The following is a 14,818-nucleotide window of genomic DNA, read 5'->3' as shown; positions in this document are numbered from 1 at the left end:
ACCGAGAGCAACCGCGCGAGCACCGAATATCCTTGTCATGTAGACCAGTTCGGGTGTCACGGAGACGCGGCTGGCCTTGGCGAGCACGTTGGGCGCAGCCAGGGAGACGACGCCCAACACGATCCTTCCGATGGCCAGGCCCCGGAGCGCACCCGCGAGACCGCCGTTGGCAGATTCTGGAGTCATATGGGCCATCGTGCCAACAAGCCAATTCATCAAACCGGTCGTTGCGTGCCAGATGTGCTCGGAATCAGGACATCCGGTCTAGAGAATTTCGTCGACGGCCTCGGTCGGGCGTGCCATGCGAGTGCCCTTGGCAGTCACCACGAACGGACGCTGAATCAACCGGGGATGCGCAACCATGGCGTCAAGAAGTGCATCGTCGGAGGCGTCCGCAAGGCCGAGTTCCTTGTATTCGGCCTCACCGGTGCGCACCGCCTCACGCACAGTGAGATCCGCGTCCTTGATCAGCTTTTTCAGCTGCGCCTTGGTGAGTACATCATCGAGGTACTTCACGATGGTCACGGTGGCGCCCGCCTCCTCGAGACGTGTCAGCGCCTGTCGAGACTTCGTACACCTGGGATTGTGGTAAATCGTCGCGTCCACGCATTCAACCTACAGGTAGCCCCGATAGATCTCTTCTGTCACAAGGGTTTCTGGTGTCACATCACCCGAGCCACTTGTCGGTGGGCAGAGTTAGTGTTCGAACATGTATTCGATTGTAGTGTTGGAGGCGGCGGTTGATGCCTTCTGTGCTGATGCGGTCGATGCGTTGAGCGCTGCTGAGACGTTGGTGGTGTTGGCCCGGTTGGAGGTGGTGCAACGTCGGCTCGGAGCCGCCGGGCTGGGATTAGTTCCGAGGGTGATTACCCAAGCCTCACCGGTCGAACTCGGCGGTACCTCGCATGCCGACGTGTTGTCGCGGCGGTTGCATATCAGCAAGGGTGCGGCCCGACGCCGGATCGCCGATGCCGAACAGTTGGCGCCCCGACGGGCGGTGACCGGCGAGGTGTTGGCGCCCGTATTGCCGAATGTGGCTGCGGCCTTTGCCCGGGGTGAGATCGGGGATGAACACGTGCGGATCGTGCGGCAGTTCTTCGACAAGCTGCCGGTGGTGGTGGATGCGCCGACCCGTGAGGCCGCCGAACAACAACTGGCCACCATGGCCGCACAGTTTGGGCCCGAGCACCTCCGGGTGGGCGCCGACCGCATGATGGCCTTGCTGAACCCGGACGGACAGTTCTGCGATACCGATCGGGCACGCCGCCGTGGGATCAGCATCGGACAACAAGGCTTCGACGGCATGTCACCGATCTCCGGGTTGTTGGATCCGGAAACCCGCGCCTACCTGGATGCGGTGTTCACCAAACTGGCCGCACCCGGCATGTGCAACCCGAACGACCAAACACCAGTGGTCGATGGGGAACCCACACCCGAAGCCGCCGAAAGTGATCGACGATCGTCGGCCCAACGCCACCACGACGCCCTGCGGGCCTGCCTGCGATCCACCTTGGCGAGCGGCGACCTGGGCTCACACCACGGCCTACCGGTGTCCGTCATCGTCACGACCACACTCGCCGAGATCGAAGATGCCGCCGGGATCGCGATCACCGGCGGCGGCACTCGCCTACCCATGCGCGATGTCATCCGCATGGCTACCCACGCCCACCACTACCTGAGCATCTTCGACGACAACGGCCGCCCCCTGCACCTAGGACGCTCCAAACGCATCGCCTCAGCAGATCAGCGGATCGTGTTGCACGCCAAAGACCGCGGCTGCACCCACCCCCACTGCACCACCCCCGGATACCTGTGCCAAGCCCACCACATCAGCGAATGGGCCGCCGGCGGTGGCACCGACATCGACAACCTCACCTTCGCCTGTGCACCGCATCACCGCCTCCTCGACCACGGCTGGACCACCCGAAAACACACCGACGGCACCACCGAATGGATACCCCCACCACAACCAGAGATCGGTGCTTCAGAGCTTCCGGGTCAGGCTGGGCATGATGACGTCGTTCACCAGGGTGCGAACGGTGTTGGCCGTCGGCGATCTCACGGGCATCAACGAACGGAACACCAAGTACCCCGGTAATAGATCCCAAAGCTCCTCATTGATGGCGGCTGCCTCGATCTCGCCGCGTTCCACAGCTGCGGTAAGTACGTCATCGAGCAACAACTTGCGCTGATCGATGAACTTCGTCCGAAATGCCTTGGTCAAGTCTGGGTTTCGCTCAATTTCGATCAGCAGACCACGCATGACGGGCGTATTGCGCCGAACGTCAGCGAGCGCGTTCATCCCGATCTGCAGCAGATCCTCGCGTAGCGAACCGGTATTCGGCCGGATCAGCTGCGCACGCATTCCCTCGATGAAGGCCGCCAGCACCAGTTCCGCTTTCGACGGCCAACGCCGATAGATCGTCGCCTTACTCGCCTTCGACTCCGCGGCGACTTCGTCGACCGACAGCCGGTCGTACCCATGCTGCTGCAGCAGTCGCAGGGTGACAGCGAGCAGCTCCACCTCGCGCGGCGTCCACTGGGAGGCCTGTCGCTTCTTCGCCACCTTAGTCAACCCCGTTGACACGCCATTCGTCATGGGAGTACGGTACCGTACCGTTCTACACAAGTCGGTCAGCGACTATCGAGAGGGCGTGGACGCTGGTGCAGGGCTGGTTCTGGAGTTTCCTCAAACGCTGGTGGACATTCATCGTCGCGGCGGCCGTAGTGGCGGTAGTGGCCTTCGGAGTGACACGGCTGCACGGCATTTTCGGTTCAAACATCGAACTGTCACGTCCTGGCACCGAGGCCATGGAGAACACCAACTACAACCCCAAACGCGTCCTTCTCGAGGTCTTCGGTACGCCGGGGAGCACCGCCACCGTCAACTTCCTCGATGAGATGGCTCAGCCTCATCGCGTCGACAACGCCGCCCTGCCCTGGTCTCACGAGCTCGTGACCAACGACCCCACCTTGTTCGCCGACCTGCGCGCACAGGGCAGTGGTGACGTGACGGGCTGCCGCATCACCGTCGACGGCATCGTCAAAGACGAAAGGACTGTCACCATCGTGAATGGCTACACCACCTGCCTGGACAAGTCCGCATGAGCGCCGGTCACGCCCAAGAATCGCGGGCAGCGAGGATCATCCGCAGGCTCGCGGTGCCAATTGTGTTGTTCTGGGTGGCCATCGCGGCGGTGACCAACGCCACCGTGCCCCAATTGGAGGTGGTGGGTGAAGAACGGTCTGCCCCGCTGAACGCCGCCGATGCGCCGTCGACACTGGCGATGAGGCATATCGGCAAGGTTTTCAACGAGTTCGACTCGGACAGTTCGGCGATGGTTGTCCTCGAGGGCGACAAACCCCTTGGCGCGGAAGCACATCAGTACTACGACACACTGGTGCAGCGACTCAAGGATGACCGCGAGCACGTGCAGCACGTGGCCGACTACTGGGGCGATCCGATCACGGCAGGCGGCTCCCAGAGCAAGGACGGCAAGGCCGCCTACGTACAGGTCTATGTCGCCGGTAATCAGGGCGAGGCGCTTTCCAATGAGTCCGTCGACGCCGTGCGTCGCATTGTGGCTGACACACCAGCTCCAGACGGGGTCAAGGCCTACGTGTCCGGTGAGGCTCCCACCATCACCGATCAGTTCGAGGTAGGTAACGCAGGTTCCGCCCAAGTCACGATCATCACCTTCGCTGTTATCGCGATCATGCTGCTGGTCGTCTACCGATCACTCACCACCACGGCACTGGTTCTGGTAACAGTCCTGGTGGAACTGTCGGCGGCCCGCGGAATCGTTGCAGCACTCGGACATACGGGTGTCATTGGCCTCTCGACATATGCCACGAATCTACTGACCATGCTCGCCATTGCCGCCGGTACCGACTATGCGATATTTTTCGTCGGCCGTTATCAAGAGGCACGCTCGGCCGGTGAGGATCGCCTGGCCGCCTACCACACGATGTTCAAGTCCACCGCGCACGTGATCGTCGGATCGGGTCTCACGGTCGCGGGCGCATTGCTCTGCCTGTCGTTCACACGGTTGCCCTACTTTCAGACTCTGGGCCTGCCCGCAGCGCTCGGGGTGTTGGTGACATTGGCGGCGGCCCTCACCATGGCACCGGCCGTGATGGTAATCGGAAGCCGTTTCGGGCTGCTGGACCCCAAACGCGCGATGCGTACCCGCGGCTGGCGCCGTATCGGCACCGCAATCGTGCGCTGGCCCGGACCTATTCTCGTCGTCTCATGCATCGTCACGCTTGTTGGATTGCTCGCATTGCCGGGGTACAAAACCACTTACGACGGCCGCATCTACATGCCGGGCTCGGTTCCGTCCAACGTGGGGTACGCCGCCGCCGAGCGACATTTCTCCGTCGCACGCCTGAACCCCGAGCTTCTGATGATCGAAACCGATTTCGATATGCGTAACCCCGCGGGAATGGTCTTGCTGGAACGCGTCGCCAAATCCGTTCTACATGCCCGCGGCGTGGCCCTGGTCCAATCGATCACCCGCCCGCTCGGTACACCGATCACCCACTCCTCTATTCCCTTTCAGATCAGTGCATCAAGTGCCAGCCAGCTGATGAATCTCTCGCAGCAGGAGAACCAGGCCCTGTATCTGTCCCAACAGGCCGATCAGATGACGCGGACCATCGCCGTGCTGAAACAGCAGCTGGCACTTCAACAACAAAGTGCGGCCATCACGCATGAACAAACCCAGGGATTCCAGCAGACCGTGGCGGTCGCACAGGACCTGCGGGACAAGATCGCGAACTTCGATGACCAGTTCCGGCCCATACGCAACTACTTCTACTGGGAGCCGCACTGCTTTGACATCCCCTTCTGCGCGGCGCTGAGATCGGTCTTCGACGCGCTGGACGGTATTGACGAACTCGTCGACGCACTCCAAACCGTCACCGGAAGCCTCAACAAACTCGACGCTTTGCAGCCCAAACTCGTGGATCTCATTCCGCCCCAGATCGAGATACAGGAGAAGAACCGCGACCTGACCCAGTCCAACTACGCCATCAACAACGGCACCAATACGCAGAATGCGGAATCCACCCGCACCGCAACAGAGTTGGGCAAGGCCTTCGATGATGCGAAGAATGATGATTCCTTCTACCTGCCACCGGAGGCATTCGATAACCCCGCGTTCAAACGCGGCATGAAACTGTTCATGTCCCCGGACGGCAAGGCCGCGCGCATGATCATCACTCACCAAGGGGATCCGCAGACCTCCGAGGGCATCGCACACATTGACGCGATCAAAGAGGCGGCCTTCGATGCCGTCAAGGCAACACCATTGGCTGACGCCAAGATCTATGTGGCGGGAACCGCCTCGGCGTACAAGGACATCGCCGACGGCCAGAAATACGATCTGCTGATGGCCGCGTTGGCCTCGCTCGGCCTCATCCTGCTCATCATGATGTTCCTCACCCGCAGCCTGGTCGCGGCACTCGTGATCGTGGGGACCGTCGCACTGTCGCTGGCCGCATCGTTCGGGATGTCAGTAGTGGTGTGGCAGTACATCTTCGGCATTCCGTTGTACTGGGTCATCTTCCCGCTGGCCGTCATAATCTTGCTGGCGGTCGGAGCAGACTACAACTTGCTGCTGATATCCCGATTCAAGGAGGAAACGGGCGCGGGCCTGAAGACAGGAATCATCCGCGCCATCGCCGGCACCGGCGGCGTCGTCACCGCCGCGGGCTTGGTCTTCGCGGTAACGATGTCGTCCTTCATCTTCAGCGATCTGCGCGTGCTCGGCCAGATCGGTACCACCATCGGCCTCGGCCTGCTGTTCGACACCCTGGTGGTGCGGTCGTTCTTGACCCCGGCGATCGCCACCATGCTGGGCCGCTGGTTCTGGTGGCCCCTCAACGTGCGCACGCGTCCAACTCCCAAACCCTTTGGGCCAAAACCAGTCGCACCCGATGACGCGACCGGACCGATCTCGGTGGGCACATAGCGCATACCTGGCCGGTTCTGCGACTCAGTCACCCGCAACACGCATCGCGTGGTGCGCCCGGCGTAACAACGGGTAAGCGATCACGATGAGCAGGACACCTAACGGCCAGCCCATAAGGACTCGCGCCGCAGCCAGCGCCGACAGGCTTTCCGTGTCGTAGAGGTCTTGCTGCACAACGAATCGCGCGACATTGGCAAGCACTCCCGAAAATGTCATCAGTACGTACGCCAGGAATGCCGGCGGAACACTGCGCCAACGCGTCCCGTGGTCAAGCAGCCAACCCCACGCACAGCCCGCCAACGGCCATCGCATCAGGATTGACACCGTTCCCGCAATCGCCGCGAGCAGACTTCTCCAGATTCCTATGACGAAATAGCCTCGCGCATCGCCCATTCCCCACGCAACGAGTAGTGCAACACCCACGGAAGCGGCCCCGATCAGTGCACCACGGGCCGTCCTGCCCATTGCGATCTGAAAGCACACGATCGCCAGGGAAGTTCCCAGGGCCGCAACGCTTGCCACCAATAATCCAGCTCCCGGCGCAAGGACCGCGAACACCGCCGTGGGAAACGCCGCGTGCAAGATCGCTGCCGCGCCACCCAGCCGACGAACCAGCACACGCCACAATGCGGCGTCACTGCTGGCCGTCTCGCTTTTTTCGGGTTCGCCTAACATCTCGACCTGAATGTACACAACTGTGCACAAAATGGTCAAGATGCTTGGCCTCTCGGCCGAAATATGCTGGGCTCTAATCAGTCTCGCGGTAGCGAGAGCGTACGACCTATCTCGGCGATCACCTCGGCGCGCAACGCTTCATCATCCATATCTGCCAGCCCAAACCCCGCACGCAAAACTGGACCGAGCAGGCGCCAGCCGTATTGCAGCGCCGTCGCATGCGCCGCGGCAAGCTGCGCCCCACGCTCGGTGGGAAAGTTGGGGCGCGCCTGATCCAGGACCCACTCCATTCCTGGTCTGCGTTCCTGCAGCTCGGCGATCGGATAGCCATCAAGGGCAGACCGCACGAGAACGCGCATGTGCAGGTCGCCGAGTTCCTGGCGCTCCGCGTCCAACTCGCCAGATGTAGCCAGCTCGACGCCCCTATCGGCGAGATGCTGCAGTGTGGCGGCTAGTAACTGCTGTTTAGTACCGAAATATCGGTGTATCAGACTGTGATTGACGGCCGCATGCGTCGCCACATCACGCAATGAGGTCGAACTAGGCCCCTTCGCGGCGAAGAGTTCTGCAGCTGAAGCAAGGATGGCCTGCACGATCTCGGCACGGCCGAGCGGCCTATCGTGATCCGGTTCGCGTTTGCTCATGGCAACCGCGCCCATCGGCATATGGCAGCTGTCGCCGGATCGGTCAGCTGAAACAAACGCTGTGGGGTGGCAGATAACACAACACAACAGTCTAGAGGGCCCGAATCGGGCTCAGGATGCTTAGCCCCCGTGGTTCGTCCGCGTTAGCCGTGGCGGATCAACGAACGCTCAACGGAAACGTACTGATTCCCCGCAGCGCCGCATTGGATGTGTAGGTGGGCTCAGCGACCATGTGGGCGTGGGGAAACCGGGCAGTCAGAGCAGATAGCGCGAGCCTTGCTTCCAGCCGCGCCAACGGGGCACCCAGGCAGAAGTGCGGACCAAGGCCGAACGCCAGGTGTTTGGCGTCGGAACGCCGTGGGCGGAAAGTGTCAGGGTCCTCGTAGACAGCCGGATCACGTTGTGCCGCAGCAAGAAGTATCAAGACCAATTCCCCCTCTGGCAAGGTCGCCGCACCGGCGGTCATGTCCTGTGCCGCGGTACGCATGACCATCTGTACGGGAGGGTCGAAACGCAGTGTCTCTTCGACCACCGCCGAGGCATACTCCGCGTCGGCTCCCAGTTCCCGCCAGTGCCGCGGCTGACGCAACATGGCCAGCGCCGCGTTCCCGATCAGGTTGACCGTGGTGATGTGGCCGGCCAGGTACAAGATCACACACATGGTGACGATCTCCTCGTCGGTGAGGCGATCGCCACCGGCTTCGGCATCGATGAGCGCCGACAGCAAGTCCGAACCGGGGTGACGTCGCCGCGAGGCAACCAGCTCCGAGAAATAGGCACGCATGTCCGCATCCGCCTGTACTTGAGCAGTGTTATCCGGGGCCTCACCGGTGAGCGCGAACACGAGTCCGGGTGAGCCGTTGAGCAGCTTGGTCGTGTCAACCACCATCGACTCATCGCCGGGCGGCACCCCCAGGATCCGTGAGATCACGGTCACCGGCAGCGGGTACGCGTAGTCGGCAATAAGATCGAATGTGCCCATTTCTGCTGCGCTGTCGAGTAATTCGTCGATGAGCAGCTGAACACTCTCGGTCATCGCATTGACAACCTTGGCGTTGAACGCTTTCTGGACGAGGCCGCGCAGCCTGGCGTGGGCCGCCCCGTCTAGACCCAGAAGTGACGGCTCGCGTGCGGGCGCCGGACTACCCGCCCGCTGGCGTATATGGGCGTGACGAGCGTCCGAGGAGGCCAGCGGATGCCGAAGCATGGCATTGCAATCATCGAAAGTCGCCAGCACGCTGACCGGCAGGCCCTGCGGACGCACAGCGCCGGTCCTGGCCAACTCCCGGATTTCTCCATAGAGCGGATAGGGATTCGCCCTATCGCCCTCATCCAGGAGACGGCGGAGCAGCGGATCTACGTCAGTTTGTACACGCATGTCTACATAATGCACATCCCTGCTGAGATGGGCCTGTGAAAAGCGTGCCGCCTAGCTGGGCTGGGTCCACGGCTCCGTAGGCAGCGGGGCCCCAGTCTCCAAGAACGACTTGAGGTTTGACAGCACCGCAGCCCACCCACCGCTGGCCTGGGCATACTCCGACGGGTCCGCAAGGTCGGCGTGCTGAACGGTCAGCCGCACGATGCCCTGATACGGCTGAATCAGGAAGGTGACGGTGGATACGGGAGCGTCGGCGCCGCCGGCCGGGTCCGCCCACGTAGTGACCAGCTTTCGGGGCGGATCAGCCTCCACGACCGTGCCGACGACGTCGGCGACGCCGGACCCGTCCACCCGCTGGTGCTCCCAACGTGAACCCTGCTGCCAGTCAGACACATTCGAGTGCCCCCAATACCGGCCGCTGAGTTCGGGGTCGGTAATGGCCTGCCACACCTTCTCGGGCGTGCTGTTGATGTAGGTGGTGTAGACGAAAGTTGGTTGCGACATCTCCGGCTCCTCGGCTCGCTGCTTAAAAGCGCTCAACGCCCGCAGCCGCGGGCGTTCGAACTTGTCAATCCACCGTTCCTGAATCTCATGCAGTGGAACGGGATTGAGATAGTGCAGCTTCTCCCGGCCCCGTCGCACGGTAGTAATCAGGTTGGCAGATTCCAGTACACCCAGATGCTGAGTAGCCGATTGCCGCGTCATCCGAACGCCGTCGCACAGCTGACTGAGGGTCTGGCCGTTACGTTCATGCAGCCGGTCCAGCAGCTCCCGCCGAGTCCGGTCGGCGAGCGCCTTGAAGACCATGTCCCAATGAGAATGGCCGGGTGCTGGCTGCACCCGGCCATTATGCAGGTATTTACCTGCCTATTGCAACGGGGGCCTCACGCGAGACCTTTACCTTGCTGAATCGCACACCCTTGTCGGCGACCTTGCCGTACTTGAGGACGGGCAGCTCACGGAAGTAGTTCTGGTACGAGCGCCACGGTGCCAGCGGCACCTGGTGCGGGACCGCGCTCTCCGCGCGGGTCACATACCCGGAGACCAAGTCCTCCAGGAACGGCAGCCGCTCAGTGGTCGGGGGCTCGACGGGCCACACCACCGTCTGGCCCTCTTTGTCCATGTACTTGAGCAAGCGGCAGGCGTACTGCGATACCAGATCGGCACGGAGAGTCCACGATGCGTTGGTGTAACCGAAGGTGAAGAGGAAGTTCGGCAGCCCGGTCAGCATCAAACCCTTGTAGCTCACCGAGTCCGCGGGGTTCACCGGCACACCGTCCACCACAGGCTTGAGCCCGCCGGCCAGCTGAACATTCAAACCCGTTGCGGTCACGATGATATCGGCCTCGAGCTCTTCGCCCGACTCCAGCAGGATGCCCTTGGGAGTGAACCGCGCGATGCGGTCGGTGGCTATGGAGGCAGTGCCCTTGCGCAGCGCGCGGAACAGATCCGAGTCCGGCACCACACACAACCGCTGATCCCACGGGTTGTACTTCGGGGTGAAGTGCTTGTCCAGATCGAAGTCGGGCAGCTGTCGCTTCAGGAGCGCACGCAGGATGCCCTTCATGCGCTCCGGGTCGCGGCGGCTCGTCTGGTAGCTGATGAAGCTGACCATCTGGTTCTTCCACTTCACGATCGGGTACGCGATCGAGGCCGGAAGCTTGCCCTGCAGCGCCACCGCGAGCGCGTCCGTCGACGGCAGCGACACCACGTAGGTGGGCGAACGCTGCAGCATGGTGACGTGCCCCGCGGTTCCAGCCATCGCGGGAACCAATGTCATGGCTGTCGCACCACTGCCGATGACAACGACCTTCTTGCCGGCGTAGTCCAGGTCCTCCGGCCAGTGCTGCGGATGGATCACCTGGCCGGTGAAATCTTCGACACCCTCGAACTCCGGCGTGAAGCCCTTGTCGTAGTTGTAGTAGCCGGTGCACGCCAGGAAGAACCGCGTGGTGAACTCGACGATCTCACCGGCGTGCTCGGCCCGCACCGTCCAGAGTCCCTGCTCGGAGGACCACTCGGCGCCGACGACCTTGTGACCGAAGCGGATCTTCTTGTCCACGCCGAACTCGCGGGCGGTGTCGGTGACGTACTCACGGATGGAGGTTCCGTCAGCGATGCCCTTGGTGCTCGTCCACGGGCGGAAGTTGAAGCCCAGGGTGAACATGTCGGAATCGGAGCGGATGCCCGGGTAGCGGAACAGGTCCCAGGTACCACCGATGCGCTCGCGCGCCTCGAGCACCACGAAGTCCTTGCCCGGCAGGTCACGGGCGACATGGCAGGCCATGCCGATCCCCGAGATTCCGGCGCCCACGATGACAATCTCGACATGTTCGGTCATGAGAGCTAGGCTATCGACGCAGTGTCGAGAAAGTCAACAGTGTGTCGATAACTTTATAGAATGCGCAGGTAGAAGTGACAAAACCGGCAACGCGAGGCCGCAAAACCACGCGCCCCTCCGGGGACGAGCGGATACAGGCCATCCTGACCAACACCGAGGAATTGCTGGGGCAACGCCCACTGACGGATATCTCCGTCGATGATCTAGCGCGTGGAGCCGGCATCTCGCGGCCCACGTTCTACTTCTACTTCTCCTCCAAGGAGGCCGTACTCCTCACGTTGGCCGAGCGAATCATCGAAGAGGCCGACGCGAACGTCGCCGGGATCAACCCCGCGGCCATGACAAGCCCCGCCGAGTACTGGCGCGCCGTGATCAAGGCCTACTTCGACGCCTTCGGTTCTCACCGGGCCCTCACCGTCGCGTTGTCCAGCATGCAAGGAACAAGCCCCGAGCTGGATCAACGCTGGTCCGAAGTGACGGAGAACTGGGTCTCCAACACGACGCTGGGCATTGAGGCCGAACGCACTCGCGGCGCCGCGCCGAACACCATCCCGGCCCGCGATATCGCCATTGCTCTCAACCTCATCAACCAGGCGATGATGCGAGCCACCTTCACCGGGCAGCAGCCCGCGGTCGACGACGGCAAGGTGGTCGATACGCTGCTCCACGTCTGGCTCAATGCGATTTATGGAGGGGTCTGTGCGAATTCGTAGTGCGGTGCTGCACGCGGCGCCGATCGAAAGGCCATACCGCGACACACACCCACTGAAAGTCGTTGAACTCGAGCTCGACCCACCGGGTCCCGGTGAGGTGCTGGTCCGGATCGAAGCCGCGGGGCTGTGCCACTCGGATCTGTCAGTCGTCGACGGCAACCGCATACGCCCGGTGCCCATGGCACTCGGACACGAGGCCGCCGGTGTCATCGCCGAAGTCGGCCCCGGTGTTCGCGACGTCTCCCCCGGCGACCATGTGGTGCTGGTGTACGTACCGAGCTGTGGCGCCTGCAGGTACTGCTCGTCGGGCCGCCCCGCGCTGTGCCCGGACGCCGCGGCGGCCAACGGCCGCGGTGACCTCATCCGCGGGGGTACCAGACTGCACGGCCTCGACGGCTCCGAGGTCCGACATCACCTGGGCGTCTCAGGCTTCGCCGATCATGCCGTGGTGGACCGTAATTCGGTGGTCGTCGTCGACAAAGACGTACCACTGGACACGGCAGCGCTGTTCGGGTGCGCCATGCTGACCGGCTTCGGAGCGGTCACCCACACTGCGTCCGTGCGCCCCGGCGATTCGGTCGCGGTCCTCGGATTGGGTGGTGTGGGGCAGGCCGTGGTGATGTCCGCGGCAGCCGCCGGCGCCGGCGAGGTGCTGGCCATCGACCCGGTACCGGCCAAACGCGAGCTGGCCCTTGAGCTCGGAGCCACCAGCGCGTGTGCACCCGACGAAGCGCCCGGCGGACACGACTGGGTGTTCGAGGTGGTCGGATCGGCCGCCGTGCTGGAGCAGGCATACGCACTCACCGGCCGTGGCGGGGGCACCGTATCGGTGGGTCTGCCACATCCGGATGCACGAATCAGCCTGCCCGCGTTGAGCATCGTCGCCGAGGGCCGCAGCATCCTGGGCTCCTACATGGGATCGGCACAACCGCAACAGGACATCCCGGCGATGCTGGCACTGTGGCGCGTCGGACGGTTGCCGGTGGAAAAGCTGAAGTCCGGCGAGCTGCCCCTCGATGACATCAACATCGCGCTGGACGCACTGGCCGACGGACTCGCGGTGCGTCAGGTGCTGCGCCCATGACCAAGCCGGACCTGCCCACCAAAACCGACTTCCCGGTGCACCGTCGGCACCAAACCCGTTGGGCCGATAACGATGTCTACGGGCACGTCAACAATGTCGTGTACTACGCCTGGTTCGATACCGCCGTCAACGGCTGGCTGATGGAGGCCGCTGGGTGCGATATTCGCGACCTGCCCGCCATCGGCGTCGTGGCCGAAACCTCGTGCAAGTACCTGGCCGAGGTGTCCTTCCCAGACGAGCTGTCCATCGGCTTGGCGCTGGAGCACCGCGGTCGCACCAGCGTGATCTATAAGCTCGCGGTGTTCAAGGTCATCGACGGTGTTGTCGAAGACGCTCCCCGCGCCCTGGGCCGATTCGTCCATGTCTACGTGGACTCCGAGGCCCGCACACCTGTCCCCATTCCCGAGCAAGTCGCGACAGCTCTCGAACAGTTGAGGTAAATACACATGCCAGCCCTGCAGCGCACCGAAGGCATCTACACCCTAGAGCTCGGCACCGACGAGAACCGTTTCACGACAGCGAATATCGAGCAGATCAACGCACTGCTCGACGAGGTGCTTGCCGACGAAACCCCCTCGGCACTGGTGGTGACCGGCAGCGGCAAGTTCTTCTCCAATGGGCTCGACGTCGACTTCCTGGGCGCCAACCCCGACAAACTCAGCTGGTACATCACCGAGGTCCAGAAGATTCTGGCGCGTTTCCTCGTGTTCCCCACCCCCACCGTCGCCGCCGTCAATGGTCACGCCTTCGGCGCCGGAGCCATGGTCGCGCTGGCATGTGACTACCGGGTGATGCGCACCGATCGTGGCTTCTTCTGCCTGCCCGAGGTTGACCTCGGCATGCCGTTCACTCCCGGTATGTCCGCGCTGTGTCAGGGCAAGATGACGCCGCAGGCGGCATCGGCCACCATGCCCAGCGGCCGTCGGCTCGGCGGATCCGAATCGCTGAACTACCAGATCGTCGACGCGGCCGTTGCCGAGGACCAGGTGCTTTCCACCGCAACGAGTTTCGTGGCACCCCTGGTAGGCAAGAACCGGGATACGCTGGGCACCGTCAAATACGGGATGTACGGGTCAATCGTGCCACTGCTGCTCGCCGGCCTGGGGTCGTGACAACAGGGCAACAATCGCCAATGCGACCGCGATGGCCGATGCCGCGATCGCGATCCAGAATCCGTAGCCGGTCACAATCGGCACCTTGACGTTGATGCGGTAATACAGCAATTCGAGCCCCAGCAGCCCGAGCGCAAGTACACCTGCGGCGATCGGGGCGATGCGGTGAAGAATGTGCTGCCCCACCATGCATCCCGCCACCACAAGTAGCGCCGAAACCAGCAAGATCATCTGTCCCGCACCGAATCCCGGTGGCAGCACCACCGATCCGGTGGCGCCGCCGATGGCATTGGCCCTGCCCCCACCGCTGGCCGATGTTCGCAACCACGGAAGCCAGACGCTGAAACCGATCACCAGGCCGGTGAAGGCGATCAGCCACCCGGCGCGTCTCATGGCAGTTGGCTCGGAACGCACTTGGCCAGCATCGCCTTCAACGCGCGGCGCTCGTCAGCGGTCAACTTCTCCATGACCTCGTTCTCGCCCGCGGTCACGGCCTCAACCGCCTTGTCCAGCTGAGTGCTGCCACGCCGGGTGAGGCGAGCCGGCAGCGACCTGCCGTGGTCCGCGTTCTCCGGACGGCTGATCAAGCCTTCCTGCTCCAACCGGTGCAGCACCGCATTCATGGCCTGCCGGGTGACCATCGCCTGCCGCGCCAGCTCGGAGTTGGACATGCCGGGGTAGGTGCGCAGGATCTGCATGCAGATGTACTCCGGCAGGCTGAGGCCCATCGGCTCCAAACGGGCCGCCACCTTGCCGCGCAGCGATGTCGCGGTACGGGTCAGCAAGTACCCCAGGGTCGCGGTTCCATCGATTTCCATGTCAATGATGTTGACTTATGTCAGTTCCGCTTACAAGCAGGTCCCCGCGCCATGTCGGGCGCGGGGACCTTTGAGCTT

The 14,818-nt window shown here is 63.0% G+C and carries 16 protein-coding genes; 7 read left to right on the top strand and 9 right to left on the bottom strand.

What is annotated here, in order from left to right; genetic code table 11:
* Positions 1-264: 264 nt before the first annotated feature.
* Entirely contained in the window at positions 265-606 is a 342-nt protein-coding gene (gene arsC / locus HBA99_RS04375; RefSeq protein WP_030094406.1) for an arsenate reductase (glutaredoxin), read from the bottom strand.
* Positions 607-709: 103 nt separating this feature from the next.
* On the opposite strand from arsC, the gene HBA99_RS04370 reads away from it, so the two are divergent.
* Positions 710-2,098 (top strand): HNH endonuclease signature motif containing protein, encoded by a 1,389-nt coding sequence (locus HBA99_RS04370; RefSeq protein ID WP_057968830.1) that lies wholly within the window; start codon positions 710-712, stop codon positions 2,096-2,098.
* Here HBA99_RS04370 and HBA99_RS04365 read toward each other — a convergent pair.
* A complete protein-coding gene (locus HBA99_RS04365; RefSeq protein WP_057970343.1) occupies positions 1,985-2,599 on the bottom strand; it encodes a TetR/AcrR family transcriptional regulator in 615 nt (204 codons plus the stop codon). The two genes, HBA99_RS04370 and HBA99_RS04365, sit on opposite strands and share 114 nt — an antisense overlap.
* A gap of 65 nt (positions 2,600-2,664) precedes the next feature.
* Here HBA99_RS04365 and HBA99_RS04360 point away from each other — a divergent pair, with 65 nt between their 5' ends.
* Complete coding sequence (locus HBA99_RS04360) at positions 2,665-3,108, top strand: MmpS family transport accessory protein (protein WP_057968831.1); 444 nt, start codon at positions 2,665-2,667, stop codon at positions 3,106-3,108.
* On the top strand, positions 3,105-5,975 hold the full coding sequence (locus HBA99_RS04355; protein ID WP_070951531.1) for an MMPL/RND family transporter: 2,871 nt from the start codon (positions 3,105-3,107) through the stop codon (positions 5,973-5,975). The genes HBA99_RS04360 and HBA99_RS04355 overlap by 4 nt, the downstream gene beginning before the upstream one ends.
* A gap of 24 nt (positions 5,976-5,999) precedes the next feature.
* Here HBA99_RS04355 and HBA99_RS04350 read toward each other — a convergent pair whose 3' ends face one another.
* From HBA99_RS04350 to HBA99_RS04330, 5 genes are all read right to left on the bottom strand, one after another.
* Positions 6,000-6,650, bottom strand: a complete 651-nt coding sequence (locus tag HBA99_RS04350; protein ID WP_131822807.1) for a DUF3159 domain-containing protein — start codon at positions 6,648-6,650, stop codon at positions 6,000-6,002.
* Between the two features lie 77 nt (positions 6,651-6,727).
* On the bottom strand, positions 6,728-7,294 hold the full coding sequence (locus HBA99_RS04345; protein ID WP_052525119.1) for a TetR/AcrR family transcriptional regulator: 567 nt from the start codon (positions 7,292-7,294) through the stop codon (positions 6,728-6,730).
* A 157-nt stretch (positions 7,295-7,451) separates the two neighbouring features.
* Positions 7,452-8,672, bottom strand: coding sequence for a cytochrome P450 (locus HBA99_RS04340; RefSeq protein WP_052525107.1), 1,221 nt, complete (start codon positions 8,670-8,672; stop codon positions 7,452-7,454).
* Between the two features lie 51 nt (positions 8,673-8,723).
* The gene (locus HBA99_RS04335; RefSeq protein ID WP_057968834.1) at positions 8,724-9,479 is read right to left on the bottom strand and encodes an ArsR/SmtB family transcription factor; all 756 of its coding nucleotides are present in this window, start codon (positions 9,477-9,479) and stop codon (positions 8,724-8,726) included.
* Positions 9,480-9,531: 52 nt separating this feature from the next.
* A complete protein-coding gene (locus tag HBA99_RS04330; RefSeq protein WP_052525112.1) occupies positions 9,532-11,013 on the bottom strand; it encodes a flavin-containing monooxygenase in 1,482 nt (493 codons plus the stop codon).
* A 74-nt stretch (positions 11,014-11,087) separates the two neighbouring features.
* On the opposite strand from HBA99_RS04330, the gene HBA99_RS04325 reads away from it, so the two are divergent.
* From HBA99_RS04325 to HBA99_RS04310, 4 genes are read left to right on the top strand one after another with little or no spacing between them, the layout of a single operon-like run.
* Complete coding sequence (locus HBA99_RS04325; protein WP_030094398.1) at positions 11,088-11,726, top strand: TetR/AcrR family transcriptional regulator; 639 nt, start codon at positions 11,088-11,090, stop codon at positions 11,724-11,726.
* A complete protein-coding gene (locus HBA99_RS04320) occupies positions 11,713-12,810 on the top strand; it encodes an alcohol dehydrogenase catalytic domain-containing protein (RefSeq protein ID WP_057966554.1) in 1,098 nt (365 codons plus the stop codon). The genes HBA99_RS04325 and HBA99_RS04320 overlap by 14 nt, the downstream gene beginning before the upstream one ends.
* Positions 12,807-13,250 (top strand): acyl-CoA thioesterase, encoded by a 444-nt coding sequence (locus HBA99_RS04315; protein ID WP_057968835.1) that lies wholly within the window; start codon positions 12,807-12,809, stop codon positions 13,248-13,250. Before HBA99_RS04320 ends, HBA99_RS04315 begins: the two co-directional genes overlap by 4 nt.
* 6 nt (positions 13,251-13,256) lie before the next feature.
* Positions 13,257-13,922, top strand: coding sequence for an enoyl-CoA hydratase/isomerase family protein (locus tag HBA99_RS04310; RefSeq protein ID WP_046252654.1), 666 nt, complete (start codon positions 13,257-13,259; stop codon positions 13,920-13,922).
* Here HBA99_RS04310 and HBA99_RS04305 read toward each other — a convergent pair.
* On the bottom strand, positions 13,884-14,315 hold the full coding sequence (locus HBA99_RS04305) for a hypothetical protein (protein ID WP_057968836.1): 432 nt from the start codon (positions 14,313-14,315) through the stop codon (positions 13,884-13,886). The two genes, HBA99_RS04310 and HBA99_RS04305, sit on opposite strands and share 39 nt — an antisense overlap.
* A complete protein-coding gene (locus HBA99_RS04300; RefSeq protein WP_030094393.1) occupies positions 14,312-14,740 on the bottom strand; it encodes a MarR family winged helix-turn-helix transcriptional regulator in 429 nt (142 codons plus the stop codon). Before HBA99_RS04300 ends, HBA99_RS04305 begins: the two co-directional genes overlap by 4 nt.
* Positions 14,741-14,818: the final 78 nt, after the last annotated feature.

It is taken from the genome of Mycobacteroides chelonae (assembly GCF_016767715.1).
Lineage (GTDB): Bacteria > Actinomycetota > Actinomycetes > Mycobacteriales > Mycobacteriaceae > Mycobacterium > Mycobacterium gwanakae.
Note: the sequence above shows the minus strand (reverse complement) of the source record. Positions and strands in the feature narration are given on the sequence as shown.

Excerpts from the sequence above, each read along its gene's own strand:
- HBA99_RS04370 (WP_057968830.1), top strand. The coding sequence starts at position 710 with ATGTATTCGATTGTAGTGTTGGAGGCGGCGGTTGATGCCTTCTGTGCT.
- HBA99_RS04365 (WP_057970343.1), bottom strand. The coding sequence starts at position 2,599 with ATGACGAATGGCGTGTCAACGGGGTTGACTAAGGTGGCGAAGAAGCGA.
- HBA99_RS04355 (WP_070951531.1), top strand. The coding sequence starts at position 3,105 with ATGAGCGCCGGTCACGCCCAAGAATCGCGGGCAGCGAGGATCATCCGC.
- HBA99_RS04350 (WP_131822807.1), bottom strand. The coding sequence starts at position 6,650 with ATGTTAGGCGAACCCGAAAAAAGCGAGACGGCCAGCAGTGACGCCGCA.
- HBA99_RS04345 (WP_052525119.1), bottom strand. The coding sequence starts at position 7,294 with ATGAGCAAACGCGAACCGGATCACGATAGGCCGCTCGGCCGTGCCGAG.
- HBA99_RS04340 (WP_052525107.1), bottom strand. The coding sequence starts at position 8,672 with ATGCGTGTACAAACTGACGTAGATCCGCTGCTCCGCCGTCTCCTGGAT.
- HBA99_RS04335 (WP_057968834.1), bottom strand. The coding sequence starts at position 9,479 with ATGGTCTTCAAGGCGCTCGCCGACCGGACTCGGCGGGAGCTGCTGGAC.
- HBA99_RS04330 (WP_052525112.1), bottom strand. The coding sequence starts at position 11,013 with ATGACCGAACATGTCGAGATTGTCATCGTGGGCGCCGGAATCTCGGGG.
- HBA99_RS04315 (WP_057968835.1), top strand. The coding sequence starts at position 12,807 with ATGACCAAGCCGGACCTGCCCACCAAAACCGACTTCCCGGTGCACCGT.
- HBA99_RS04310 (WP_046252654.1), top strand. The coding sequence starts at position 13,257 with ATGCCAGCCCTGCAGCGCACCGAAGGCATCTACACCCTAGAGCTCGGC.
- HBA99_RS04305 (WP_057968836.1), bottom strand. The coding sequence starts at position 14,315 with ATGAGACGCGCCGGGTGGCTGATCGCCTTCACCGGCCTGGTGATCGGT.
- HBA99_RS04300 (WP_030094393.1), bottom strand. The coding sequence starts at position 14,740 with ATGGAAATCGATGGAACCGCGACCCTGGGGTACTTGCTGACCCGTACC.